This is a genomic window from Herbaspirillum frisingense GSF30 (assembly GCF_000300975.2).
GTDB classification, from domain to species: domain Bacteria; phylum Pseudomonadota; class Gammaproteobacteria; order Burkholderiales; family Burkholderiaceae_D; genus Herbaspirillum; species Herbaspirillum frisingense.
In genome coordinates this window covers 1-26,369 of sequence record NZ_AEEC02000019.1, presented here as the reverse complement: position 1 = coordinate 26,369, position 26,369 = coordinate 1, and the positions used below count along the sequence as shown (strand labels likewise).

The following is a 26,369-nucleotide window of genomic DNA, read 5'->3' as shown; positions in this document are numbered from 1 at the left end:
AGTCCATGCTGCGTCGTTTGCGTACCGCCTTTGGCAAATACTGGGCGCGCTGGTTGCTGGCGCTGGTACTGACCGGCGTGGCGGGTGCTCAGGTCATGGGCATGCTGCCCAACCGCCTGGTGGAGCGACTGGACCTGTTCTTCTATGACTTGCGCATGCGGGTGGCCAAGCCCGATCTGGACCCGCGCATCGTCATCATCGACATCGACGAGAAAAGCATCGCCGAGATCGGCCGCTGGCCCTGGAGCCGGGACGTGGTGGCGCAACTGGTGCGGCAGATGACGCAGACCTACCAGGCGCAATCGGTGGGCTTTGACGTGGTGTTCGCCGAGCCTGATACCAGCTCCGGTTATGGTCGCCTGGAACAGCTGGCGCAGGGACCGCTGAAGGATGTGCCGCAGCTGGCGCGACAGCTGCAGGTGCTCAAGCCGCAGATGGACTACGACGCCCGCCTGGCCGAGGCCCTGCAGGGACAACCGGTGGTGATGGGCTACAACCTCTCCAATGAGTCGGGTGCCATTGCCAAGGGGCAGTTGCCACCGCCGGCCTTCAGCGTGGCCGACCTGGGCGGTCGTGCACTGGATGTGACCCACTGGCAGGCCTACGGCGCCAATCTGCCGCAGTTACAGGCAGCGGCCCGCGCGGGCGGCTTCTTCAATCCCATCCCGGATGACGACGGCCTGATCCGCGCCGTGCCGCTCATTGCGCAGGTGGGTGATCATTTCTACGAATCGCTGGCACTGGCGACCTCGCGCGTGGCGCTGGGTGGCAGGCGCATCAAGCCGGTCTTCCTGCAGCGCCAGGATGTGCTGTTCGAGGGGCAGTTGCGCGACTATGGCGCACTGGCCGGCATTGCCGTGGAAGCCAGGCCGCAGCCCCTGTTCATCCCGGTGGAGCGGCACCTGACCACGCTGGTCACCTATCGCGGCGCGGGCGGCCCCAAGGGCGGCGCCTTCCGCTACGTGCCGGCAGTGGACGTGATCCGCGGCACCTATCCGCATGACCAGCTGGATGGCCGCATCATGCTGGTCGGCACCACCGTGCCGGGCTTGAACGACCTGCGGGCCACGCCGGTCAACCCGGTCTATCCGGGGGTGGAAATCCATGCCAACCTGATCGCCTCCATCATCGATGATGATTTCAAGGCCCGGCCCGATTTCGCGCAGGGTTACGATGCCCTGCAGGTGCTGCTGGTGGGCCTGCTGCTGGGTCTGCTGTTGCCGATGCTGGGTCCGCTGGCATCGATGCTGCTCACCGTGGGGGCAGCGGCTGCCCTGGGCGGGCTCAACTTCTGGCTCTACGACAGTGCCGGCATGGTGTTGCCACTGGCCACCGCGCTGCTGCTGGTGGCCATGCTGTTCATCAGCAATCTGGCCTGGGGCTACCTGTTCGAGTATCGCAACCGCAAGGCCATCGTCAACCTGTTCGGTGAATATGTGGCGCCGGAACTGGTGGCCGAAATGGCCGCCAATCCGGAAAGCTACAACATGGAGGGCGAGATCCGCGAGCTGACCGTGATGTTTTCCGACGTGCGCGGTTTCACCACCATCTCCGAGAGCCTGCAGCCCAATGAGCTGCGCGAATACATCAACGTCTATCTCACGGCGATGTCGGAAGACATCCGCGGCAATCGCGGCACCCTGGACAAGTACATCGGCGACGCCGTCATGGCCTTCTGGGGCGCGCCCCTGGAACTGCCCGACCACGCCGCCCGGGCGGTCGCCACGGCGCTGAAGATGCAGCAGACCACGCTGCTGCTCAACGAGGAATTCATCCGTCGCAACTGGCCGCCGCTGAAGATCGGTATCGGCCTCAACAGCGGGCAGATGCGCGTGGGCGACATGGGCTCGAAGATCCGCAAGGCGTATACCGTCATGGGCGACGCGGTGAACCTGTCCTCGCGGCTGGAATCGATCACCAAGGTCTATGGCGTGGGCGTGCTGGTGGGCCAGGCCACGCGCCAGGCGGCGCCGCAGTTCGCCTACCGCGAGCTGGACCGGGTGCGGGTCAAGGGCAAGAACGAGCCGGTCCCCATCTATGAACCGCTGGCACCGGAAAACGAACTCGACGCCGTCCTGCGCGCCGAGGTCGAACGCTGGCATGCGGCACTGGCGCTGGTGCGCGCCCAACGCTGGGACGAGGCCGAGCCCGCCTTGCTGGCCCTGCAGCAGGAGAAGCCGCGTGGTCTGTACACGCTCTACCTGGAGCGCATCGCCCACTATCGTGTCACGCCGCCGGCAGCAGACTGGGATGGCGTGACCACCTTCGAGACCAAATAGACGCGCCTGAAGGACGACGACATCCGGGGTGACCATGGCATCCTGGCGGTCGTTGTCGGGTGGGGTGCGAACCGGATTTGAAGGTGCAATGGACAGTTGCTCTCACCCCCTGAGGCGGCTTGAAATTCTTTACATCTGGCCGGGGAAATTCATTTCCGTGTGGAAATTTGTTTCGGCTAAAAGTGGCGCAAACGCCCACTGGAGGCGGTTAAACGACGATTATTGTCGACTCGGTCAGGACTAGTCAGTATACTTTACAAGCATCAATAAGCGGTGCCGCCTGGAAAGGCGGCAGCGTATCCGGCAGCGATCCATCCCTCCCGCAAGAAGGGGAACATCGGTGTCCGGATGATTCTGCTTCAGGGGTTCCTTCTCGTATTCGTATTTCGCTGTGGGGCGTCATCGCCGTGGACAGGGCATCGTCGTGTCGTCCACGGGCGCGTGCCTGCGCGCCTGCACCATTGATCGGGGTGATCAGTGGTGTAAGGACATGGCGGGAGGGAGCAGGGGTGCGTCGCGCGGGCGATGCACATCGCAAACAAGAAAACAGGGAGAGCCTTGCCGCAGGCATGGCTGTTGAGACGATGAAACGATGCTTGCCGCATTATGTAATGGGGATGGCGCTGCTGGGCGCAGCCGCGGGTGCCATGGCGCAAACGGCCACGCCCGCGCCGGGTGTGGCCATGTCGGCGCCCAGGGATGAGCGCTTCGATATCCGCCGCTATGACGTGCAAGGCAACAGCCTCTTGTCGCAGTCCCGCATCGATGCCGTCGTGGCGCCTTTCACCGGCCCGGGCCGGGTCTACGGCGATATCCAGCAGGCCCTGGAGGCACTGGAAAACGCCTACCGCAGTGCCGGTTACAGCGCCGTCCAGGTCAGCGTACCGGAACAGGAACTGACCGGCGGCGTGGTACGCCTGCAGGTGGTCGAGGCGGTCATCGGCAAGGTGGTGGTGAGCGACAACCGTTACTTCAGCGAACAGAACATCCGCGCCAGCATTCCCGACCTGCGCGAGGGCAGCGCCCCCAACCTGCGCCGCATTTCGGAGTCGGTGCAACTGGCCAACGACAATCCGGGCAAGCAGATCAACGTCAACCTGACGGCTTCCGAGACCAGCAACCAGATCGATGCCGCCGTCGGCGTCAAGGATGAAAATCCGCTGCGCCTGTTGCTCAACGTCGATAACACCGGCAGCGGCGATACCGGCCGCTGGCGTACCGGCGTCGCCCTGCAGCACTCCAACCTGTTCAACCGCGATCATGTGGCCACGGTGGCCTACACCACCTCGCCGGACTCGCCCTCGGGCGCCAAGGTGGACCTGTATTCGCTGGGTTACCGGGTGCCGCTGTATGCGCTGGGTGACAGCCTGGATTTCATCTACGGTAAATCCAACGTCAGCTCGGGTCAGACGCTGGCGCTCAATTCCACCCTCAACATCACCGGCCGTGGCGAAGTCTATGCACTGCGCTGGAACCACTTCTTTGCCCGCAGCGGGGAGTGGAGCAGCAAGCTGGTCTTCGGGGCGGACTACAAGAAGGTCGAGTCGTCCTGCGCCATCGCCGGCGGTCTGCTCAATGGCGCCAACATCAACACCTGCGTGCCTTATTCCACCCTGCCGCTGTCGGTCAGCTACAGCGCGCAGCGCCAGAGCGTGGGCCAGATCATCGACTACAACCTGGGCATCGCCCGCAACCTGGCTACCGGCCAGGCACGGCGCAACGATAGCCTGAATGTGACGGACCGCTATTCGCTCTTCACCGGCTCGCGCCGGTCGATGGACAATTTCATCGCCATCCGTGGCGGCGCGTCCTGGTTCAAGGGCTTCGAGAACGACTGGCAGGTGCGCCTGGCCAGCGCCCTGCAGATTTCACCGCACGCCCTGCCGCCAGTGGAGCAGTTCGGCATGGCGGGTGCCAATACCGTGCGCGGCTTTACCGAACGTGCAGTGGCCGCCGACAGTGGCGTGGTCCTCAACAGCGAAGTCTATACGCCCGACCTGCTGGCCAAGCAGGAGGTGCGCGGGAACATGCGCCTGCTGGCCTTCTTCGATGCCGGCCGGGGTGCCAATAACAACGTGACGTCCGCTTCCACGCTGCCTTCCACCGTGACGCTGGCCAGCTTCGGTGCCGGCGTCCGTTACACCCTGGGCCGTGATTTCAGCCTGCGCCTGGACGTGGCGCGCGTACTGCTCAATGGCAATTCGGTGACCGAACAACGCGGCGATCTCAACGCCCATCTGAGCGCAATCCTGGGGTTCTGACATGACTTCGACATCCACCTCCGCTTCTGCTTCCACGCAACGTCCGGTCCAGCCGGCCATCGAATTGCTGCCGCCGTCGATCACGGTGCGGGTGGGCAGGCGCAAGCTGACGCTGTCCTGGCGTCCCAGCAAGCCGCTGCCGCAATTGCTGTCGCGCCTGCTGCGTCGCTCCTGGCAGCGTCTGCTGGCGCCGGGGCTGCGCATCTCGCTGGCGGCGGCCGCCGTCTGCGGTGCGTGGCAGGCACCGGTACTGGCGGCGGCGCCCGCGCCGGGGACCTTGCCCAACGGCTGGAGCGTGGTCAATGGCAATGTCACCTTCACCCAGAACGGCAACACGCTCAACATCAACCAGCTCTCGCCGCAGGCCATCGCCAAGTTCGCCTCCTTCAGCATCGGCGCCGATGCAGCGGTCAACGTGAACCAGCCCAATGCAGCGGCAGCACTGCTGGCCAAGGTGACCGGCGCGGATATCTCGCAGATCTACGGCAAGCTGTCCGCCACCGGCACCGTGGTGTTATACAACCCCAACGGCGTGGTGATCGGCCCCAGCGGTACCATCGATGCGGCGCGTTTCATCGCCACCTCGCTGGCCATCAGCGACAGTGATTTCCTGGCCGGCAAGCTCAACTTCGCCAAGCAGGGTACGGCCGGTCTGGTGGACAACCAGGGCAAGATCGAATCGGCCACCGGTGGCAGCGTCTACCTGATCGGCAGCAGTGTCTCCAACAGCGGCATCATCAAGAGCCCGCAGGGCGAGGTGATCCTGGCCGCCGGCCAGACCGTGACCCTGGCCGACACCGCTACGCCGGGCGTGACGGTCAACGTCACCGGTAGCGCCGGCAACGTCACCAACCTGGGCAGCATCACCGCCGAAGCCGGGCGCATCGGCGTGGCTGCGGGCCTGATCACCAACAGCGGCGTCATCAGCGCCTCCAGCGTGGTGCGCGAAGGTGGTCGCATCTTCCTGCGGGCTTCGCAGGACCTCACCACCACCGCCAGTTCCAGCATCACCGCCGATGGCACCAAGGGCGGCAACGTCACGCTGTTCGCCAGCAACAAGGCCTTCATCGATGGCGATGTCTCGGCCACCGGCGCGCCGGGGCAGGGCGGTTTCGTCGACACATCGGGCCTGAAGCAACTGGACGTGGTGAAGGTGCCCACGGTCGGTTCGGGCGGCACCTGGCTGATCGATCCATATGACCTGGAGGTGGTGGCCAATGGCACCCTGACCGGCAGTGGTGGCAGCTGTGGCACCTCCTATGCCGTGTATTCCGGTGAAGACGGCTCGCAGATCAGTGCCAGTACCATCAGCAACCAGCTCAACAACGGCACCAGCGTGCGCCTGAGGACAGGCACGGATGGCGGCGACCAGGCCGGCAACATCACCGTCAGCGCCGCCATCGAAAAGACCAGTGATTACGATGCGACGTTGACGCTGCAGGCGGCCAACAACATCACCATCAACGCCAACATCACCAGCACGGCGGGCAAGCTGGACCTGAACCTCGAAAGCGGCTACCAGGAAGTGCAGACGGACAGTTTCAGGGTGGCGGTGGTCAGTTCCAGTCACCAGACGACCATCGGAAATAACGCGCGCGTCGTGCTCAACGGTGGCACGATGGACGTCAAGGATGGTTCCAGCAAAGGGAATCTGCTCATCAGCAATGGCACGGTCGATCTCGGTACGGGAGGGCTGCTGACTGCCGCTGCCCTGGAGCTGGGCAGTGCCGGCGTATTGACGATGAGCGGCAGCCAGCTCAACGTCGATTCGGTGAACAACAATGGCACCGTGAACCTGTTGGCCGGTGGCAGCAACAGCCTGTCCGTGGGCAGCGGCGGGATCAGCAACAACGGCACCATCACCGTCAATTCCAGCGCTTCGGTCACCTCCAGTGGCGATGTGGTCAACAATGCCAACGGCAAGATACTGCTCAATGCAGCCAGTACCGCCCTGACCGCATCGGGTAGTGCCACCTGGACCAACAATGGCACGCTCAACATCAGCGGCGTGGGCCAGAACCTGAGCCTGGATGGTTCGAACGGATTGGTCAACAATGGTCAGATGAACCTGGGCAACCAGACCGCCATCCGCGGCAGCAATAATAGCTTCACCAACAACGGCACGCTGACCATGGCTGGCGCCACGATCAGTGTCAAGCAGATCACCAATGCGGCCAACGGCACCATTTCCGGAAACGGCACGCTCACCGCCAATGGTTCGGTCATCAACAACGGTACCCTGGCGCCGGGTGGCGATGGCATGGTGGGCAGCCTCACCATCAGTGCCAACAGTTTCACGCAGAATGCGGCCGGCAGAATGCTGGTCGACATCGCCGGCCCAAGCAGCTATGACCGCATCACCCTCAACACCAGCTCGGTCAACCTGGACGGTACCCTCAAGACACGACTGCTCGGCAACTATGTTCCGACGAGCAACGCCAGCTTTGATGTCTTCGATTTCGGTTTCAGCGAATCCGGCGTCGGGGACAGCTATTTCCGCTACGTGACTGGCGATGTGGTCAAAGTCGGTAGCGACGAGAAGATGATCAAGGCGGTCTATGGTGACGGCGGCTCGCTCAGCCTGCAGTTCAGGGGCGCCGAGACCTTCTACGCGGCTAACAGCGAGGGTGGTTGGGGCAGCCGCTACAGCTGGGCCGACAGCCAGGGGGAGAGCACCAGCGACACCTATCTTCCGACCCAGATCGATACCGTGATCATCGCGGCCAACACCAGCCTGCGGCATGACAGCGGGGATGACGTGATCGGCAGCCTGCAGATCGCCCAGGGCGGCCAGCTGTATCAGCAGAGCGGCAACCTGACGGTCCGCAACAGTGCCAGCATCCAGGGGACGGCCAACGTCAGTGTCGGCAGTTCGGCGGCTGCCAATGCCACGACGGCCCTGATTCTCAATGGCACCACCAGCGGCAATGGCACCCTCAACATCGGCGGTACTGACATGATCGAGGGGGAGACCACGCTCCTGAAGGGCAGCGTGACCATCGCCAATGCCTCGCAGTCCGGCATGACGGTCAATCTGACCGCCGGTAACCTGACACTGGGTGGCGATGTCCGCCTGTCCAACCTGACCGTCTCCAACGGCACCGTGACCGGCAATACCGGCTCGCGCCTGGTGGTGGCCGAAGGCTTTACCCAGACCGGTGGCAACCTGACCCTGGCCGACGCAGCGTTGTCGCAGGCCAGCGGCGCTCTGGCCGTGGGCAATATCACCGCCAACAACCTGGTACTGGAAGCGCAGAGCGGCAACGTCAGCCAGAACAGCGGTACTTCGCTGCGGGTGACGCGGCAGTTGATCGCGGCGGCCACCACCGGCATCAAGCTCAGCAATTCGGGTAACCAGGTGGCGGGCTTCGCGGCCAACAACAACGGCACGGGTGACATCAGCCTCACCAATTCGCTCAATACCAGCGACGCCAGCGTGGTCAGCATCAATGGCGTGAACACCACGCGCGGCAATATCAGCATCGACAATACGGGCGGTGCGCAGACCACGGCCATCGGCAGCAATGCCGATTTCCTCGGCAGTCTGCCCACCAGCGCCAATGGCACGGTCACCAGCGCGGCCAGCAAGCTGTCGCTGCTGGGCATCAACACCACCGGCCAGGTCAAGAGTTCCAACGGATCCGTGAGCCTGGTCACGCATAGCCCGCTGACCATCGGTTCGGGCGGGGTGAGCGCCACCGGCAGTATCACGCTGACTGCCGGGGCCTCGTCGGGCAGCAACGATACGCTGACCGTCAATGGCGTGCTGGTCTCCACCGGCGGCAACATCACGCTCTCGGCCGGTGATTCGATGACCATCAATGCCAACATCTCCACCTCGCCGCCGGGCGTGGCGCTGCTGTCGGTGGATTCCGGCGCGGTGATCGGCTATGCGCAAGGGGTGACCATCACCGACGCCAACGGTACCCGTACGCCGGTGGCGGCCAGCAGTATCAGCACCAGTAGCAGCTCGGCCAACAGCCAGACTGCGCAGGCGGTGCAGCAGCAGCAGAACCAGCAGAGCCAGAACCTGCAGGCTACGCTGAACAATGCGCAGCTCTCGGATTCGGCGGCCTACCATACCGGTGATGTCCTGCAGCAGAACAATGCCAACGGCCAGACCGTGGGCGGCACCGCCGACAATTTCGGCGATGAGGGTGGCGATCGCAAGCAGGCCAAGAAACCGCTGCCGATGTGCACCTGATGAACCGGATCAAATCACGCCTATGAACTCCTTCAAGCAAAACCTGCCGGGACTGGTCCGGCAACAAGTGGCCGCGCAACTGCTGGCGTTGAGCCTGGCGCTGTGGCTGCTGGTCGTGGCCGCCCCGGCTCATGCGCAGGCGCAGCCGGTGGTCGGCCAGGTGACCCACCTGTCGGGCGTGCTCACGGCGCGTCATGCCGATGGTTCGCGCGTGGTGCTGGCCGTGAAATCGGCCATCCTGCAGGGCGATACCCTGATCACCGAGCGGGAGACCTATACCCGCGTCAAGTTCCTGGACAATGCCGAGATCGTCCTGCGTCCGGGGACCGAAGTGGCGGTCAACAAATACATCTACGACGAGAAGGAACCGAAGAACGACTCGGTGGCCATCGGCCTGGTCAAGGGTGGCCTGCGTGCCGTGACCGGACTGGTCGGCAAGCGTAATCACGAAGCCGTCAACTTCGATACGCCCACGGCCACCATCGGCATTCGCGGCACCCACTTCGGCGCGCTGTACTGCCAGAACGATTGCGGTGGCGTACCGACGCCCAGCGGCCAGCCGCCAGACAATGGTCTGCACGTGGATGTGGTGACGGGCGCCATCGTGGTGACCAACCCGGCCGGTTCGCAGGTCTTCAGTGCCGGCCAGTTCGGTTTCGTGCAGTCGAGGATCGTGCCGCCGGTGATCGTGCCGCAGTCGCAGGGCGTGCAGGTGACCATGCCGCCGGCCATCAGCAGCAATGGCAACAACGGTACGCAGAAGATTGGTGCGGCCAAGCTGGATGCCTGTGTAGTGCAGTGATGCATACGCTGCAGCAAGCCTGAAAAAAGGGCGCCGACACTTGTGTGCGGCGCCCTTTTTGTTGAAGCCGGCCGGCTTCAGAAGTCGAGCACGGTCCCGGTGGCCAGCATGCGCGGACGGTGCATGCCGGTGCCGGCGGCAATCTCGCTGGCGATCTCCTGGATCTGACCGGGTTTGGCGTGGGTGATCAGCACTTCCGGCGTGCTCTGCAGGTGTTGCAGTTCCTGCAGCAGCAGGCTGGGACACAGGTGCTTGGAGAGCAGCGCCAGCTCGCGGTCGCGATTGGCGAAGGCGGCTTCGATGATCAGGTAGCGCAGGGCGTCGATGCGGTTGAGGGCTTCCCACAGCGCCGGGCAGATGGACGTATCGCCGCTGAAGGCAAGCGAGGCGCCGCTATGTTCGTTGTGCAGGTGATAACCCACTGCCGGTACGGTGTGCGTGGCCGGCAGAGGCGTGATGCTGCGCTGGCCGATGCGGACGGCCTGGCCTTGCTCGACGGTGGCAAAGCGCAGGAAGGGTTGCTCGGCATTCGGGATGACGCTGAAGTCGGGCCAGATATGCCAGTTGAAGATGTGCTTGCGGATGATCTCCAGGGTCTGCGCCGTGGCGTGCATGGTCAGCGGGGTGCTGCGCATGTCGCCGACGCTGTCGATCATCAGGGGCAGGCAGGCAATGTGATCCAGATGGGCGTGGGTGATGAAGACGTGGTCGATGGCGGCCAGTCGCTGCAGCGACAGGTCGCCCACGCCGGTGCCGGCGTCGATCAGGATATCGTCATCAATAAGCAGGGAGGTGGTGCGCATGCCGTTGCCACCGATGCCGCCACTGCAGCCGAGAATTTCTACACGCATCGTCGTTGCCGCTTTCAGGGTGTTAAGGTCCCTGCAAGATCATGGAAGCTCGTCAGGGATGCGCGTTGCAGTCCGGAAACCCGCGCCGGGACTGACTTTGCGGAAAATGTGGCAAATAATGCAACAGATTGTGATGGTAAGGGATTCAGCGCGGTAGTGCAATCAGGATATCCCTGAGCTCAGCAGTTGCGGCGCGGCATTGGGAAATGCGCGGCACGCCGTCGGCGCGGCGGAGACAAGCGTAGAATTGGCGCCCAAATCCCCCCAAGTTCGCTGCAAGACGGCGTGCGCCGTCGTTCTAGAATCGCCATGATGCCCGAAAAGCATCTGAAGAAAACGCGGGTTTGCCGGCCGGCAATCACCGGGTCATGTCCATACGCCAACGCATCAGGGAGCAGCATGTCGCCAGCAGTCCATCCAGCAGCCCGAGCCTGCCACCACGGCCCGTGCCACCACTGCCGCGCTGGGGAGATGGCAGCATGAATATCCACGACCTCAGTCCCAGTGCCGGCCAGCATCGCGACATCGCGCACCGGCTGGAGCGGCTCACCGAATTGTGCCGCGAGCTGGGCAGCAATCGCGATATCCCACTGTTGCTTGAACGCATCCTGCTGACCGCGCGCGATATCACCCGCGCCGACGGCGGCACCCTCTACCGCACGACAGAAAATGGCGACGCGCTGAGCTTCTACATCTCGGTCAACCAGACCCTCAAGATGCACCAGGGTGGCAGCAGCGGTCAGCCGATCTCGATTCCCGATATCGCCCTGACGCTGCCGGACGGCCAGCCCAACCTGGCGGCGGTGGCGGCCTATTCCGCCAATACCCGCAATTCGGTCAACATCCCGGACGTCTACCAGGCCAGTGGCTTCAACTTCAACGGCATGCGCCTGTTCGACGAGAAGTATGGCTATCAGTCCAAGTCCATCCTGACGGTGCCGATGCAGGACCACGAGGGCGAACTGGTGGGCGTGTTGCAGCTCATCAATGCCATCGATGCCGACAGTGGTGAACCGATCCCCTTCTCCGAGACCGACCAGCGCTTCATCGAGGCCCTGGCATCGCAGGCGGCCATGGCGATGACCAACCAGCAATTGATCGGTCGCCTGGAAAACCTGTTCGAAAGCCTGATCAAGCTGATCAACATCGGCATCGGCGAAAAATCCCCGCATACCGGCCGCCATTGCGAGCAGGTGCCACAGCTGGCGATGATGCTGGCCGAGGCGGCCCACAATGCCACCGAAGGCCCGCTGGCTGATTTCCGCATGACCGATGCCGACCGTCGCGAGCTGTGGCTGGCGGCACTGTTGCACGATTGCGGCAAGATCGGCTCGCCCAGCCATATCGTCGAGAAGGCCACCAAGCTGGAGACCATCTTCGACCGTATCCACCTGATCGATACCCGTTTCGAGGTACTGAAGCGCGATGCCGAAATCCGCATGCTGCAGGAAAAGCTGGCGCTGGGCGCGGACCTGAGCGCGGACAAGTCGGCTGCGCTGGAAGCCGCCCTGCAGGCCGACGTGATGCAGATGGATGAGGAGCGGGCCTTCCTGCGCAAGATCAACTATGGCAACGAAGGCATGCGCGCCGAAGACCAGCAGCGCGTGCTGGATATCGCCGAGCGGACCTGGCGCGGCCCGGATGGCCAGCTGCGCAAGCTGCTCGATGACGAAGAGGCCGGCAACCTGCGCATCCGCGCCGGGACGCTCAACGACGCCGAGCGCGCCATCATCAACAACCACATCGTCATCACCATCCGCATGCTGGAGTCGCTGCCCTGGCCCAAGCAGCTCTCGCGGGTCACCGAATTTGCCGGCGGCCACCACGAGCGCATGGATGGCAAGGGCTACCCCAAGGGACTGACGCGGGACCAGATGTCGGTGCAGGCGCGCATCATGGCGGTGGCCGACATCTTCGAGGCCGTCACTGCCGCCGACCGTCCCTACAAGCGCGGCAATACCCTCAACGAGGCGGTGGAAATCCTGGCCGGCTTCAAGGCGCGCGACCATATCGACCCGGACCTGTTCGACCTCTTCGTGCGGGAACGCATCTACGAAAAGTACGCCGAGCAGTTCATGCATCCCAGCCAGATCGACGAAGTCGACCTGTCGCGCATTCCCGGTCACGGTGGCTGAAAACCGACACCCGGGCCAAGCTGGGTTATGCTCACGGCTGCATAAAGTCACCCGTCATTGAAGACGAGCCCGCCGCATGCGGGCTCGCATCGAGGAAAAGCACCACGTGTCCCAGGCAGTAACCCGATCTTCCGCTCCCGTCAGCCCGCCCGCCAGTTTCCTGCGCCGTCATTGGCGCGGCGATTATTCGCTGGGCCGTTCCTACTGGCTGCATACCGTCCTGCTGACCTCGCTGGTGCCGGCGCTGGCCATCTCGGTCCTGGCGCGCCTGACCAATGACATGCCGGCACGCTATGGCATGGCCGGCGTGCTGGGGATCGCCGCCTTCAGCTACCTGGCCTGGACCTGGGGCGTCTGCGGCTGCTGGCGTTCGGCCAGCAAGCACGTGGCGCGGGGCGGACGCCGCTGGGCCGAGGTGGTGGTCAAGTTCCTCATCGTGTGCGGTGCCATCAGCATGGCCACCAGTACCTGGCGCGCCGCGCCCTCCTTGCGTGAGCAGTTCGAGATCGCCCTGGGCAAGCAGCTGGGGCCGCCGGTGGTCTATCAGTTGAGAGTGGACGGCAAGTCGCTGCTGCTGCAGGGTGGCATGAACGATGGCGCGGCCGATGGCCTGGAACGCCTGCTGCAACAGCATCCTTCGGTGCAGACCGTGGTGCTGTATTCGGCCGGGGGCTGGGTGCGCGAGGGCAAGCTGGTGGGCGAGGTGATCCGTCGCCACCGGCTCAATACCTATGTGGAGCAGGAGTGTTCCTCTTCCTGCACGCTGGCCTTCCTGGCCGGCCGCGACCGTGCCATGGATCCGCGTGCGCATATCGGTTTTCATACGCTCTACACGGTGGGTGGTGACGACCGCATCAACAAGAGCTTCGACCGCAAGCTGACCTTCGACACCTACGGCAAGCTGGGTCTGCCGCACGATTTCATCGAACACATTGCCGATACCCCGGCCGCCCGCAGCTGGTATCCGGAACTGGGCCAGTTGCTGCAGGCCGGTGTGCTGACACGGCTGGCGCCAGGGGGAGAGACCGCGCAGATCGCCACCATCGCCAGCTCGCGCGACATCCTGGAAGCCGAGTTCAAGAAGGGCGCGCTGTTCGACATCATGGCGCGCTACCATCCTGCCGACTTTGCCCACACCATCGACCTGGCCTGGGCCAAGGTCCAGGCGCATGCGTCGGACGCCGACATCCTGGCGGTCGGCCGCGAGCAGGTCGGCCTGTTGAGCCGCCGCCTGCTGCCGATCGCCTCCGACGAATCCCTGGCCGAGTTCCAGCAGCTGCTGCTGGATGAAGCGGTCGCCCTGCGCGGCATCAGCACGGCGGCCTGTACCGAACTGATCTATCCACGCTCGCGCGCGGATGCCGCCGCCGGCCGCGAGGCGCCGCAGGCCGTGCTGCCGCAGGAATTCGCCAACCGCGAGCAGCAGATGACCCAGCGCCTGTTGCGCGATGCCGATCCGGCCAATGCCGGTCGCTACACCCTGGCCGAGCGCACCCGCGTCTTCCGCAAGGCGCTGGCGCCGCTGACGCAGGAACAGTTGAAGCTGCTGTCCTCGGCGCTGCGTCGCCAGGCCGATCCGGATGCTACCTGTGATGCCTCCATCGCCTACCTGCGCGCAGTCAACCAGCTGCCGCCGGAAGAGCGCAGGGTGGCGCTACGGGTCCTGTATTCGCGCAACTGAGGCTGGCCATGACCCCATCTATCCCTCAACGTCCGCTGGCCGCCATGTTCCGCAGCCTGCTGTCGGCACTGCTGTGTGGCGTGGTCTATACGCTGCTGGCCAGTCCTGCCGCCAACCTGCAGGACAGCACCACCCTGGCGCCGATTGCCGCCCCGGCCCCCGCGCTGATGATCGCGCTGCTGTGGCGCAAGCCGGCGCGCGACTGGTTCCCGTATCTGCTGGCGGTGTTCGTGGCCATGCTGGTGGTGGGTGACCGGGATAGCCTGCCGGTGCAGGTCGACGCCGGTTTCGCGCTGTTGAACGTGGTGCAGATCGTCGCCTGCATCTGGCTGGGACGACGCTTCGTCAGTCGCGACGGGCAGTTCGACGGTCTCTACAAACTGGGCCGCTTCGTGGCGCTCCTACCCTTGCTGGTAGTGGCGGTGGTGGCTGCCCTGGGGGCAAGCCTGGCGGCCGATGTGATGCCGGCCGGCTGGTGGGCCGAATGGCGCACGCTGCTGGTGGGCAATGGCCTGGCAATCCTGGTACTGACGCCGACCTGGCTGGTCTGGTCGCAGCTGCACTGGCGCAGCCTGCGCGGCGACCGGCCCTCCTTGCTCGGTGCCGCGGCCGTGGTGGCGGTATTGCTGGCATGTGCCGCCTGCGATTGGTCGGGCGAGGTGCAGCGTGTGCTGCTGTCGCTGGTGCTGGCCGGGGCCGCCCTGTACGGAGGCATGCGCAGTGCCACCCTGGTGACCAGCCTGGCCGCGGTGATGGCGGTTTTGCTCACGCTCTACGATATGGGCCCCTATCGCCAGGAAGGGCTGGACAGCACCTGGAGCCTGCAGGTCGACCTGGCCGGCCTGGCCATGCTGACCTTCTTCATCGCCGTGGCCATGCGCGAGCGGCAGGCGCTGGCGGCACGGATGGAACAGATGCGCCGCTTCGAATCGCTGGGGTTGATGGCCGGCGGCATCGCCCATGACTTCAACAACGTGTTGGGCGCAGCGGGTGGCTATGCCGAACTGGCCCAGGAACAACTGGACCCGGCCGCGCCGGCCCAGCGCCCGCTGTCGGAGGTGGTATCGGCAGTGCGTCGGGGGCGCGAACTGACGGAGCAGATCCTGCTGGCGGGACGTCGCGGAGATCGCCAGCGCAGCCTGCTGGACCTGCGCGAGCCGGTGGCCGAGGCGGTGCGGCTGGCCCGTCCCTTGTGCCGGGCCGGCGTGGTGATCGAGTTCCAGCCACCGGCCCAGCCGCTGGCAGTACAAGGCCATGCCGGGCAGCTCTCGCGCGTGGCCCTGAACCTGATCCGCAATGCCAGCCAGGCTGCGCGCAGCCGGGTGATGGTCAGCCTGCATGCCGGGGAGGCGCCAGCCGAAGCGCCCCTGGCCGGCGACTTGCCGCAACAGCAGGCGGTGTGGCTGGAGGTGGTGGATGACGGCAGCGGCATCGCCCCGCAGCACCTGTCGCGGCTGTTCGAACCCTTCTTCACCACGCGCGACGGTCCGGGCGGCAAGGGAACCGGACTGGGTCTGGCCATCGTGGCCGGCATCGCCATCGAACACGAAGGGGGCGTGGCCGTTGCCAGTGATGCCGGGGGCACGCGCTTCCGGCTGTTGCTGCCGGCTGCGGCCGCCGCTGATCTACCGTCGCCTGCGGCAACACCGGAACCGACGTCCGACGCCGACCAGCTGCACGACGAACAAGTCGCCAGCGGGCAGGGCCAATGCATCTTCGTGGTCGACGACGATGCGGGCCAGCGCACACTGTGTGCGCAATGGCTGGATGCGCTGGGCTATGCGCCCATCGTCTTCGACGACCCGCTGCTGGCGCTGGAGGAATTCGCCCTGGAGCCGCTGGCGGTGGATCTGGTGATCACCGACCTGGACATGCCGCAGATGCAGGGTGATGCCCTCATCGCGGCCCTGCGCGAACTGCGCGCCGATCTGCCGGTGGTGTTGTGCTCCGGTCAGGCCCACGTGGTGGACCTGGCAAGGACGCTGGGCGTTGCCGGCCTGACCAAGCCGCTTGAGCGAGCTGCATTGCGACGCGCTATCATGACCGCGCTGCCCGATACCGAACAAGGAACTCCATGAGCACTACCCCTCCCATCCGGGTGCTGGTCGTCGATGACGACCAGGCCATGCGCCAATTGCTGGTCGACTACCTGAGCGGCCACGGCCTCTCGGTCGACAGCGCCGCCACCGGTGCCCAGGCCCAAAGCGCCGTGCAGGAATCGGTCTATGACATGGTGCTGCTGGACCTCGGCCTGCCCGACATCGATGGCGCCGAACTGGCGCGCCGCTGGCGGGCCGAGAGCAGCATGTCCATCATCTGCGTGACCGGGCGCAATGAAGAGGCCGACATGGTGATGGGCCTGGAGCTGGGGGCCGACGATTACATCACCAAGCCGTTTTCGCCCCGCGAAGTGTTGGCCCGCATGCGTGCCGTACTGCGCCGCACCGCCACGCCAGCCGCCCCCGCAGCGCCGGTGACCCGTAGCAAGCACCCGCGTGCCTATCGCTTCGCCGGCTGGGACCTGAACCTGAACACCCGTCGCCTGACCGCGCCGGACCAGCGCCAGGTGAGCCTGACCAATGCCGAATTCAGCCTGCTGGTGGCCTTCCTGGGCGCGCCGGGGCGCATCGTCTCGCGCGAGCACCTGCTGGAGAGCACGCGCGCCTTCGACGAAGTCTACGACCGTGCCATCGATGTCCAGATCCTGCGACTGCGCCGCAAGCTGGAAGCCGATCCCAAGAACCCGACCCTGCTGCGCACCGAGCGCGGCGCCGGTTATTTCCTGGATGCCGAGATCGAGACCCTGTGGGGCTAGCGCGGGACTGTCGGCGCGTCCCTCCCTGACGCATTGCGGTTCCTGCGGCGCAGCTGCGCGCCTGTCCATTTTCTGTTCCATGTTCCTTTCATGACCACCGTCACTCCTCCGTCATCGCGCCTGCGCGAACTCCGCCAGAACGTGCTGGCCGGCCTCACCACTTCCTTCGCCCTGGTGCCCGAATGCATCGCCTTCGCCCTGGTGGCGCAGTTGAATCCGCTCATGGGGCTGTATGGCGCGTTCTTCATCTGCACCATCACCGCTCTGTTCGGTGGCCGGCCGGGGATGATCTCGGGGGCCGCCGGTTCGATGGCGGTGGTGATCGTGGCGCTGGTGGTGCAACACGGGGCGCAGTATTTCCTGGCCACGGTGGTGTTGTCAGGCCTGATCATGCTGGCCTTCGGTGCGCTCAGGCTGGGCAAGCTGGTGCGCATGGTGCCGCATCCGGTGATGCTGGGCTTCGTCAATGGCCTGGCCATCGTGATCGCGCTGTCGCAGCTGGAACATTTCCGTACCAGTACGCCGTCCGGGCCGCAGTGGCTGCAGGGGACGTCGCTGTGGATCATGATCGGCCTGACGCTGGCGACCATGCTGGTGGTGTGGCTCCTGCCCCGCGTGACCAAGGCCATTCCACCTGCACTGGCAGCCATTCTCGGAGTGGGTCTGCTGACCTATGTCAGTGGCCTGCACACGCGTACCCTGGGCGACATGGCGCAGATCGCCGGTGGCTTGCCGCCGCTGCATCTGCCCAGCGTGCCGTTGACCCTGGAGACGCTGCGCATCGTCGGACCGTATGCGGTGCTCATGGCCATCGTCGGCCTGCTGGAAACACTGCTGACCTTCAACCTGACCGACGAAATCACCGCCAGCCGTGGCCAGCCCAACCGGGAATGCCTGACGCTGGGCGCGGCCAATGTGGTCTCGGGCCTGTTCGGCGGCATGGGCGGTTGTGCCATGATCGGTCAGACCATGATCAACCTCGGCTCCGGCGGCCGTTCGCGACTCTCGGGTGTGGTGGCGGGGGTGATGATCCTGCTGTTCATCCTGTTCCTGTCGCCGGCCATCGAGCGCATCCCGCTGGCGGCACTGGCCGGTGTCATGTTCGTGGTGGCGCAGGAGACCTTTGCCTGGGGCTCGCTGCGGGTGCTGGGCAAGGTGCCGAGGAACGATGCGCTGGTCATCATCGCCGTCACCGTCATTACCGTCTTGACCGACCTGGCGGTGGCGGTGTTGTGCGGCATCGTGATCGCCGCGCTCAACTTCGCGTGGGAACACGCACGCGAAGTGCGTGCCGAGGTGGTCGATGAAGAGGATGGCAGCCGTACCTACCTGCCGCATGGCACCCTGTTCTTTGCCTCGACCACACGCTTCCTGGAACTGTTCGCGACCCAGGACGACCCGCGACAGGTCACGCTGGATTGCCGCCACCTGCGCCTGGCCGACCATTCGGCCATTGCCGCCGTGCAGACGCTGGCCGAGCGCTATGTCCGGTTGGGCAAGGACTTGCGCGTGGTGGCACTGTCCCGGCGATGCCGCCAGTTGCTGCAGCGGGCGGGCGTGCCGCATGTGGACTGAGCCATGAAAAAAAACGCCCGCCCTCGATAAGGAGGCGGGCCAAAGTACCACGGGAAACTGGTCTGGAAAGCGGCTCGCATCGCAGGATGCGGGCCGTTTTTGTCTGGGTGTGTCGGGATTACAGACCCAGGAAATCCATCTTGCCCAGCTTGACGCCCTGGTGACGCAGGATGTCGTAGGCGGTGGTGATGTGGAAGAAGAAATTGGGCAGGCCGAACACCAGCAGGTATTCGCGCGCGCTCATGCTGCGCTCTTCGCCGCGCAGCTTCATGGTGATGACACGGTCTTCCTGGCCGTTGACCGCATCGGCGGGAATGGATTCGAGGAAGACGATGGTCTTGTTGATGCGGGCCTGCAGTTCGTCGAAGCTGGTCTCGTCATCGCTGAAGGCCGGCGCGGCCACGCCCGAGAGGCGGCTGGCGGTGGCCTTGGCGGTGTCGCTGGCGCGCTGTACCTGGGCGGTCAGCGGATACATGTCTTCGTACAGGCGTGCCGAGAGCAGCTGCTGCGGTTCCAGCTTGTGCTGGTCGGCATGCTGCTCGGCCTTGTCGAGCAGGGAAGACAGATTGTGCAGGGCGCGGATCAGCGGGGTGATGCCGACTTCGTGCAGGGTGATGGACATTTTTTTCTGGATGAAAGTGGATGAGCGTCCCCGGAGACCGGGGACGGGAACATTACTGGCGTGAAGATACCTGCGTCGCAGCCGGCTGCGGCGTGCTCCAGCCGCCGCCGAGGGCGCGGATCAGGTTGACCGTGGAGCGGGCGCGCTCGCCATCGAGGGTGACCGAGGCGCGCTGCAGTTGCAGCACGGTGCGGTCGGCATCGATGACGTTGAAGTAGCTGACCGCGCCTTCGCGATACTGGGTGTGCGAGAGCCGGGCCGCACGCGAGGACGAGGCGACCGCTTCGTCCTGGGCGCGGTTCTGGTCGTCCAGGATGCGCAGGTTGGCCAGGTTGTCTTCCACTTCGCGGAAGGCATTCAGGACCGTGCCGCGATAGGTGGCGACCTGTTCTTCATAGCTGGCGCGGGCGCGATCGACGCCGGCCTGGCGACGGCCGCCATCGAAGATCGGCATGGTCAGGGCGGTGCCCACCAGTGGGCCGAGCAGGAAGGTGCGGCTGGACCAGTTGAAGAGATCACCCAGTTGGGCCGACTCGTAGCCCAGACCACCGGTCAGGTTAAGGGCTGGGAAGAAGGCCGACTTGGCCACGCCCACGCGGGCATTGGCGGCGGCCATGGCACGTTCGGCGGCAGCGATGTCGGGACGGCGCTCCAGCAAGGTCGAGGGCAGACCGGCCGGAACCGAGATCGCCAGTCGCTTCAGCGGTTGCGGCGGCAGAGCGAACTCGGCCGGGGTACGGCCCAAGAGGATGGCCAGGGCGTGTTCGGCGGTGGCGCGCTGGCGGGCAATGCCCAGCGCTTCCGATTGGGCCGAGGCCAGTTCGGTGCGGGCGCGGGCCACGTCGACTTCGCTGATGTCGCCCTCATCGAAACGGCGCTGCACCAGGCGCAGCGATTCCTGGCGCAGATCGACGGTGCCGCGATAGAGCTCGGCGGCGGCATCCAGTTCACGCACCTGGAAATACTGTTGCGCGACGTCGGCCTGCAAGGCCAGCAGCACCGAGTGGAACAGCGCTTCGCTGCGCTGGGCGTCAGCAGTGGCGGCGTCCACGGTGGAGGCCACGCGGCCGAACAGGTCCACTTCATAGGACACACCCAGTTGCGCCCGGTACAGGGTGTTGGGCTGGGTGTTGGCATCGGCCGGCAAGCCTTGCGAGGCCGGCGAGGGCCGTTGACGCGTGGCACCCAGGCCGGCGTCGATCTGCGGGAAGTAGCCGGAGCGTGCATCGCGGGTCAGCGCGCGTGCCTGGCCCAGCCGCGCGGCGGCCGCCTTGAGGTCCTGGTTGGCTTGCTGGGCACGGTCTTCCAGGGCGTTCAACTGGTCGTCGCCGAAGATCTTCCACCATTCGCCACGGGCGATGTCTTCGGCGGGCTGGGCGGCCTTCCATTGGCTACCGTTTTCACCGGTCTGGGTGGTGGGGGCGGCTTCCTTGAAGGCAGCCGGGGTATCCACCGAGGGACGCTCGTAGGTGGGCGCCACCGAGCAGCCGGCCAGCACCAGCAAGGTGGCCAGCAGGGCCGAGCCGATGCGCACGGGGCGCAGCAGGCGGGTCATCGATTGAGTCATCATTTTTCTTGCTCCATTCATGGGCTGATCCGGGGATCAGCGATCATCCTGCGGGCCGGGGGCGGCGTGGCTCACCTGCGGCACATGCGAACCGGCGGTCATCGGGGCTTCATGATGCGAGGCCGAGTGCAGCTGGCGGCGGTCGATGGTGCGCAGCAGGACGTAGAACACCGGGGTCAGGAACAGACCGAACAGGGTCACGCCCAGCATGCCGAAGAACACCGCGATGCCCATCGCATGGCGCATTTCCGAACCGGCGCCAGAGGAGGTCACCAGCGGCACCACACCCATGATGAAGGCGATCGAGGTCATCAGGATCGGGCGCAGACGCAGGCGGCTGGCTTCGATGGCGGCTTGTACGGCGGTACGGCCCTGCATCTCCAGTTCACGGGCGAATTCCACGATCAGGATGGCGTTCTTGGCCGACAGGCCCACCAGGACCATCAGGCCGATCTGGGTGAAGATGTTGTTGTCGCCACGGGTCAGCCAGACGCCGGTCAGGGCGGCCAGAATGCTCATGGGGACGATCAGGATCACGGCCAGCGGCAGGGTCAGGCTTTCATACAGGGCAGCCAGCACCAGGAACACCAGCAGCACGCTGATCGGGAACACCCACACGCCGGCATTGCCTGCGAGGATCTTCTGGTAGGTCAGGTCGGTCCATTCGAACTTGATGCCACGTGGCAGGGTTGCTGCAGCCACGCGTTCGGCGGCGGCCTGGGCCTGGTCCGAGGAGTAACCCGGGGCCGGGCCGCCGTTGATGTCGGCGGCGGTGTAGCCGTTGTAGCGCACCACCATTTCCGGGCCGAAGGTCTGCTTGACCTTCACCACCGAGGACAGCGGCACCATTTCGCCGGCAGTGTTGCGGGTCTTCAGTTGCGCGATGTCCTCGGCCTTGGCGCGGAAGGGTGCGTCAGCCTGGGCACGGACCTGATAGACACGGCCGAAGCGGTTGAAGTCGTTCACATACAGCGAACCGAGGTAGATCTGCATGGTGTTGAAGACGTCGGTCACCGGGATGCCGAGCTGCTTGGCCTTGACGCGATCCAGTTCCACATCCAGTTGCGGCACGTTGATCTGGTAGCTGGAGAACATCGGACCCAGCGCCGGTTCCTTGGCGGCGGCCTTCATGAAGGCCTGTGCGGCCTTGTCCAGTTCGGCGTAGCCCAGTGCGTCACGGTCTTCGATCTGCATCTTGAAGCCACCCAGGGTACCCAGGCCCATCACCGGCGGCGGCGGGAAGACGGCGGTGAAGGCTTCCTTGATACCGCCGAACTTCTTGTTCAGCGACGCGGCGATGGCATTGCCCGAGAGCTCCTTGCTCTTGCGCTCTTCGAAGGGCTTCAGACCCACGAAGACGATACCGGCCGAGGAACTGTTGGTGAAGCCGTTGATGGACAGGCCGGGGAAGGCAATGGCGCTGGCTACACCGGGTTCCTTCAACATGATGTCGCTCATCTTGCGCATCACTTCTTCGCTGCGGTCAATCGAAGCACCGTTGGGCAGTTGCGCGAAGGCCACCAGGTATTGCTTGTCCTGGCCCGGCACGAAGCCGCCGGGGACGATGTAGGAAACGCCCAGGGTCGCGGCCAGCAGCACCACGTAGACACCCATGGTGGCACCCTTGCGCTTGATCACGCCGGTCACGCCGGTGCCGTAGTTGTCGGAGGCGCGGTTGAAGAAGCGGTTGAAGCGGATGAAGAAGCCACCCAGGAAGCGGTCCATCTGGCGCGTCAGCCAGTCCGGCTTGTCACCATGACCCTTGAGCAGCAGGGCGGCCAGGGCCGGGGACAGGGTCAGCGAGTTGAAGGCCGAGATGACGGTGGAGATCGCAATGGTCATCGCGAACTGCTTGTAGAACTGGCCGGTCAGGCCGGTCATGAAGGCCAGCGGCACGAACACCGCCACCAGCGTCAAGGCAATCGCGATGATGGGGCCGGACACTTCCTGCATGGCGCGATAGGTGGCGTCACGCGGCGAGAGGCCGGCGCCGATGTTGCGTTCGACGTTTTCCACCACCACGATGGCGTCATCGACCACGATACCGATGGCCAGCACCATGCCGAACAACGACAGCGCATTGATGGTGTAGCCGAAGCCCAGCATCAGCGAGAAGGTACCGATGATGGACACCGGCACCGCCAACAGCGGAATGATGGAAGCACGCCAGGTCTGCAGGAAGATGATCACCACGATCACCACCAGGGCGATCGCTTCCAGCAGGGTGTGGACCACCGCTTCGATGGAGGCACGCACGAACTGGGTCGGGTCATAGACGATGCTGTAGCTGACCGAGCTGGGGAAGTCGGCCGACAGTTCCTTCATCGCTGCGCGCACCTGGGTCGAGACATCCAGCGCGTTGGCGCCGGGAGCCTGGAAGATGGGGATGGCGACGGCCGGCTTGTTGTCCAGCAGCGAGCGCAGGCCGTATTCGGAGGCGGCCAGTTCCACCCGGGCGACATCGCCCAGGCGGGTGGTGGCGCCGTCCGGCGAGGCCTTCAGGATGATGTCGCGGAATTCCCCTTCGGTCTTCAGGCGGCCTTGCGCGTTCACCGACAGCTGCAGCGGGGTATCCGGCGCGCTGGGCGAGGCGCCGATCACACCGGCGGCCACCTGCACGTTCTGTTCGCGGATGGAGCGCACCACGTCGCTGGCGGTCAGGCCGCGCTGGGCCACCTTGTTGGGATCGAGCCAGACGCGCATGGCGTAGTTGCCCGAGCCGAACAGGCCCACTTCACCCACGCCCTGGATGCGTGCCAGGCGGTCCTTGACGTTCAGGACCGCGTAGTTGCGCAGGTAGGTGGTGTCATAGCGGTTGTCGGGCGAGGTCAGGTGCACCACCATGGTCAGGGTGGGCGAGGACTTGAGCGTGGTCACGCCCAGGCGCTGCACGTCTTCCGGCAGGCGCGGCAGGGCTTGCGAGACGCGGTTCTGCACCAGCTGCTGCGCCTTGTCGGGGTCCACGCCCAGGCGGAAGTTGACGGTGATGGTGAGGTTGCCGTCGCTGTTGGCCTGCGACTGCATGTAGAGCATGTTTTCCACGCCGTTGATCTGCTCTTCCAGCGGCGAGGCCACGGTTTCGGCGATCACCTTGGGGTTGGCGCCGGGATACTGCGCGCGCACCACCACCGAGGGCGGCACCACTTCGGGATATTCCGAGATGGGCAGCTGCAGCATGGCCAGCACGCCGCCCAGCAAGAGCAGTACCGACAGCACACCCGCGAAGATCGGGCGGTCGATGAAGAATTTAGAGATATTCATGTAGGTTCCTTGTCAGCCGTCGGGATGCAACCGCCCTTGCGGGAGGGCGATGCGCCCCCGCGGCTTGTTCTTCCTTGAATGCGAGAGAGGTCCGTGCGGGATCAGGCCTTGCCGGCGTCGGCAGCCTTGGCAGCCTGGGCCTGCATCGGCACCACGGTCGGGGTAATGGCGTCACCCGGACGGATGCGTTGCAGTCCGTTGACCACGATGCGTTCGCCCGGCTGCAGACCCTTCTCGATGACCACCAGACCGTCATGGCCGGCACCCACCACCACCTGGCGGTAGTTGGCGTGGTTGTCCTTGTCGGCCACCATCACGAAGCGCTTGTCCTGATCGGTGCCGACGGCCTTTTCATCAATCAGCACGGCCGCATGCGGCTCGCCGCCACCCAGGCGTACGCGGGCGTACAGGCCGGGGACCAGCTGGCCGTCGGCGTTGTCGAACACGGCGCGCACGCGGATGGTGCCGGAGGCAGTGTCGAGCCGGTTGTCCACCGAGCCCACGCGGCCCTTGCGGGAGTAGGCGTCCTCATTGGCCAGGCCCAGTTCCACCGGGACGGTGGTGCCGGCGGCGCGGGCCGGGTTGACGTATTTCAGGAAGCTCTGTTCATCGACGTCGAAGGAGGCGTACACCTTGGCCACAGAAACCAGCGTGGTCAGCGGGGCATTGGCCGCACCCGGGGTGACCACATTGCCCAGGGTGACTTCGGCGCGCGAGATGCGGCCCGAGACCGGGGCGGTGATGCGGGTGTATTCCAGGTTCAGGCGGGCGGCGCGCAGGGCGGCGCGGGCGGCGGCGACATTGGCCGAGGCTTCGCGGGCGGCGTTCTGCTTTTCCTCGAAGTCGCGTTTGGCGATGGCGTTGTCGCCCAGCAGGCGCTGGCCGCGTGCCAGGTCGGTGGCGGTGTAACCGGCACGGGCTTCGGCGCCGGCCAGTTGGGCTTCGGCGCGGGCCACTTCCGCTTCATAGGGACGCGGGTCGATGGTGAAGAGCACATCGCCCTTCTTGACCAGCGCACCATCCTTGAAATGCACGGCGGTCAGCGTGCCGCCGACCAGGGGGCGCACTTCGACGCGGTCGACCGCTTCGATACGGCCGGAGTAGGACTGCCAGTCGATGATCTGGCGCTGGACCACTTCGGCCACATCGACCGGCGCGCCGGCAGCAGTTGCAGTGGGGGCGGTGGAGGCATTGGCCGACAGGCCGACCACCGAGATGGCGCCGCCGACCGACAGGGCGATGACGGCCAGGACGGTGGCAGTAAGGGCGAAGCGCTTGCGCAGGGGAGCAGGAGTTTGCATGTTCTTATCCTCAGAATGGAGTGGAGGGGTGGAGCTTGAAGGGCATGAAGTCGTGACCGGATTCGTCGCGTTGCAGGCTGGCGAAGCGACAGCGCAGGAAATTGACGATTTCTTTCAGCAGCGGCAGGTGCGTACGCAGGGCGCCGTGCGTGATGCCGGCAAAGCGCGAGACCTGTGTGGGCACACCGGCGCGGATCAGGCTGGAGGCGTACTTCTCGGCCTCCGGGCAGAGCACGTCGCGCTCGGCAGTGGCAATGAAGGCCGGCGGCAGGCCGGCTAGGCGGCTCACCTCCAGCGGTGCGGCATAGGGGTGCAGGCGCTGCATGGTCTGCGGCAGGTACTGGCGATAGCTGGCGGCGCAGGTTTCGGCAGTGAGGTCCGATTGCAGACGGCCGGCATCGCCCAGCAGGCGCATGCTCGGGTCCAGCATGGGGCTGATCAGGACCTGCGCGGCCAGCGGCTTGCCGCAGCGGTCGCGGGTCATCAGGGTGAGGCTGGCAGCCAGGCTGCCACCGGCATCGTCGCCGGCCACCACCATGCGGTCGAGGTCGACATTGAGTTCGTCGGCGTGCTTGCAGGCCCAGCTGGCGGCGGCGAAGGCGTCTTCCGGGGCGGCCGGGAAGGGTTTGGCCGGTGCCAGCGCATAGCCTACCGACAGCACCACGGCCTGGCCGTGATGGGCGATGAAGCTGGCGGGGGCGTCGGCGTCATCCAGCGAACCACTGGTGAAACCGCCGCCGTGGAAGTACATCACCAGCGCCCGCTGCTCGCCTTTGGCGGCGGCCTGCACCGGCTGGTAGAGGCGCACGGGGATGCGTCCCAGCGGGCCGGGAACGAAGAAATTGCGGATATCCAGCGAATGCGAGGCTTGCATGATGTGCGCCCGGGCCGAAGCCACTTGTCCAAGAATGTGGCGAATTGTGCGGCACAGCAGGGTCGCGAATAAACACATATAATCCAACAACACTGTTCGGTAGGTCTGAACAATCGCGATGACAAGTTCGGTCATGGCGGG

The 26,369-nt window shown here is 65.2% G+C and carries 15 protein-coding genes; 9 read left to right on the top strand and 6 right to left on the bottom strand.

Annotated features, from left to right (window positions below):
- The first annotated feature begins 5 nt into the window (after positions 1 to 5).
- From HFRIS_RS14140 to HFRIS_RS14125, 4 genes are all read left to right on the top strand, one after another.
- Positions 6 to 2,279, top strand: coding sequence for a CHASE2 domain-containing protein (locus tag HFRIS_RS14140; protein WP_006464070.1), 2,274 nt, complete (start codon positions 6 to 8; stop codon positions 2,277 to 2,279).
- 611 nt (positions 2,280 to 2,890) lie between these two features.
- A complete protein-coding gene (locus HFRIS_RS14135; RefSeq protein WP_006464069.1) occupies positions 2,891 to 4,540 on the top strand; it encodes a ShlB/FhaC/HecB family hemolysin secretion/activation protein in 1,650 nt (549 codons plus the stop codon).
- Between the two features lies 1 nt (position 4,541).
- The gene (locus HFRIS_RS14130; RefSeq protein WP_006464068.1) at positions 4,542 to 8,744 is read left to right on the top strand and encodes a beta strand repeat-containing protein; all 4,203 of its coding nucleotides are present in this window, start codon (positions 4,542 to 4,544) and stop codon (positions 8,742 to 8,744) included.
- 22 nt (positions 8,745 to 8,766) lie between these two features.
- Positions 8,767 to 9,546, top strand: a complete 780-nt coding sequence (locus HFRIS_RS14125; RefSeq protein ID WP_006464067.1) for a FecR family protein — start codon at positions 8,767 to 8,769, stop codon at positions 9,544 to 9,546.
- A gap of 77 nt (positions 9,547 to 9,623) precedes the next feature.
- Here the strand turns inward: HFRIS_RS14125 and HFRIS_RS14120 are convergent, their stop codons facing one another.
- Complete coding sequence (locus tag HFRIS_RS14120; RefSeq protein ID WP_006464066.1) at positions 9,624 to 10,397, bottom strand: 3',5'-cyclic-nucleotide phosphodiesterase; 774 nt, start codon at positions 10,395 to 10,397, stop codon at positions 9,624 to 9,626.
- 479 nt (positions 10,398 to 10,876) lie between these two features.
- On the opposite strand from HFRIS_RS14120, the gene HFRIS_RS14115 reads away from it, so the two are divergent.
- From HFRIS_RS14115 to HFRIS_RS14095, 5 genes are all read left to right on the top strand, one after another.
- A complete protein-coding gene (locus HFRIS_RS14115; RefSeq protein ID WP_006464065.1) occupies positions 10,877 to 12,532 on the top strand; it encodes an HD family phosphohydrolase in 1,656 nt (551 codons plus the stop codon).
- A gap of 76 nt (positions 12,533 to 12,608) precedes the next feature.
- Complete coding sequence (locus tag HFRIS_RS14110; protein WP_006464064.1) at positions 12,609 to 14,213, top strand: COG3904 family protein; 1,605 nt, start codon at positions 12,609 to 12,611, stop codon at positions 14,211 to 14,213.
- 8 nt (positions 14,214 to 14,221) lie between these two features.
- A complete protein-coding gene (locus tag HFRIS_RS14105) occupies positions 14,222 to 16,291 on the top strand; it encodes an ATP-binding protein (protein WP_006464063.1) in 2,070 nt (689 codons plus the stop codon).
- Entirely contained in the window at positions 16,288 to 17,028 is a 741-nt protein-coding gene (locus HFRIS_RS14100) for a response regulator transcription factor (RefSeq protein WP_006464062.1), read from the top strand. Before HFRIS_RS14105 ends, HFRIS_RS14100 begins: the two co-directional genes overlap by 4 nt.
- Before the next feature lie 90 nt (positions 17,029 to 17,118).
- On the top strand, positions 17,119 to 18,603 hold the full coding sequence (locus HFRIS_RS14095; protein WP_006464061.1) for a SulP family inorganic anion transporter: 1,485 nt from the start codon (positions 17,119 to 17,121) through the stop codon (positions 18,601 to 18,603).
- Between the two features lie 118 nt (positions 18,604 to 18,721).
- Here HFRIS_RS14095 and HFRIS_RS14090 read toward each other — a convergent pair whose 3' ends face one another.
- The 5 genes from HFRIS_RS14090 to HFRIS_RS14070 form a co-directional block, all read right to left on the bottom strand.
- Positions 18,722 to 19,225, bottom strand: coding sequence for a DUF1993 domain-containing protein (locus HFRIS_RS14090; protein WP_006464060.1), 504 nt, complete (start codon positions 19,223 to 19,225; stop codon positions 18,722 to 18,724).
- A gap of 52 nt (positions 19,226 to 19,277) precedes the next feature.
- The gene (locus HFRIS_RS14085) at positions 19,278 to 20,795 is read right to left on the bottom strand and encodes an efflux transporter outer membrane subunit (protein WP_039875792.1); all 1,518 of its coding nucleotides are present in this window, start codon (positions 20,793 to 20,795) and stop codon (positions 19,278 to 19,280) included.
- 33 nt (positions 20,796 to 20,828) lie between these two features.
- Positions 20,829 to 24,053, bottom strand: a complete 3,225-nt coding sequence (locus tag HFRIS_RS14080) for an efflux RND transporter permease subunit (RefSeq protein WP_006464058.1) — start codon at positions 24,051 to 24,053, stop codon at positions 20,829 to 20,831.
- Between the two features lie 101 nt (positions 24,054 to 24,154).
- Positions 24,155 to 25,354, bottom strand: a complete 1,200-nt coding sequence (locus HFRIS_RS14075; protein ID WP_006464057.1) for an efflux RND transporter periplasmic adaptor subunit — start codon at positions 25,352 to 25,354, stop codon at positions 24,155 to 24,157.
- A 10-nt stretch (positions 25,355 to 25,364) separates the two neighbouring features.
- Complete coding sequence (locus tag HFRIS_RS14070; protein ID WP_006464056.1) at positions 25,365 to 26,228, bottom strand: alpha/beta hydrolase; 864 nt, start codon at positions 26,226 to 26,228, stop codon at positions 25,365 to 25,367.
- Positions 26,229 to 26,369: the final 141 nt, after the last annotated feature.

Excerpts from the sequence above, each read along its gene's own strand:
- HFRIS_RS14135 (WP_006464069.1), top strand. The coding sequence starts at position 2,891 with ATGGGGATGGCGCTGCTGGGCGCAGCCGCGGGTGCCATGGCGCAAACG.
- HFRIS_RS14125 (WP_006464067.1), top strand. The coding sequence starts at position 8,767 with ATGAACTCCTTCAAGCAAAACCTGCCGGGACTGGTCCGGCAACAAGTG.
- HFRIS_RS14080 (WP_006464058.1), bottom strand. The coding sequence starts at position 24,053 with ATGAATATCTCTAAATTCTTCATCGACCGCCCGATCTTCGCGGGTGTG.
- HFRIS_RS14090 (WP_006464060.1), bottom strand. The coding sequence starts at position 19,225 with ATGTCCATCACCCTGCACGAAGTCGGCATCACCCCGCTGATCCGCGCC.
- HFRIS_RS14075 (WP_006464057.1), bottom strand. The coding sequence starts at position 25,354 with ATGCAAACTCCTGCTCCCCTGCGCAAGCGCTTCGCCCTTACTGCCACC.
- HFRIS_RS14070 (WP_006464056.1), bottom strand. The coding sequence starts at position 26,228 with ATGCAAGCCTCGCATTCGCTGGATATCCGCAATTTCTTCGTTCCCGGC.
- HFRIS_RS14130 (WP_006464068.1), top strand. The coding sequence starts at position 4,542 with ATGACTTCGACATCCACCTCCGCTTCTGCTTCCACGCAACGTCCGGTC.
- HFRIS_RS14085 (WP_039875792.1), bottom strand. The coding sequence starts at position 20,795 with ATGATGACTCAATCGATGACCCGCCTGCTGCGCCCCGTGCGCATCGGC.
- HFRIS_RS14120 (WP_006464066.1), bottom strand. The coding sequence starts at position 10,397 with ATGCGTGTAGAAATTCTCGGCTGCAGTGGCGGCATCGGTGGCAACGGC.
- HFRIS_RS14140 (WP_006464070.1), top strand. The coding sequence starts at position 6 with ATGCTGCGTCGTTTGCGTACCGCCTTTGGCAAATACTGGGCGCGCTGG.
- HFRIS_RS14100 (WP_006464062.1), top strand. The coding sequence starts at position 16,288 with ATGAGCACTACCCCTCCCATCCGGGTGCTGGTCGTCGATGACGACCAG.
- HFRIS_RS14115 (WP_006464065.1), top strand. The coding sequence starts at position 10,877 with ATGAATATCCACGACCTCAGTCCCAGTGCCGGCCAGCATCGCGACATC.
- HFRIS_RS14110 (WP_006464064.1), top strand. The coding sequence starts at position 12,609 with ATGCGGGCTCGCATCGAGGAAAAGCACCACGTGTCCCAGGCAGTAACC.
- HFRIS_RS14095 (WP_006464061.1), top strand. The coding sequence starts at position 17,119 with ATGACCACCGTCACTCCTCCGTCATCGCGCCTGCGCGAACTCCGCCAG.
- HFRIS_RS14105 (WP_006464063.1), top strand. The coding sequence starts at position 14,222 with ATGACCCCATCTATCCCTCAACGTCCGCTGGCCGCCATGTTCCGCAGC.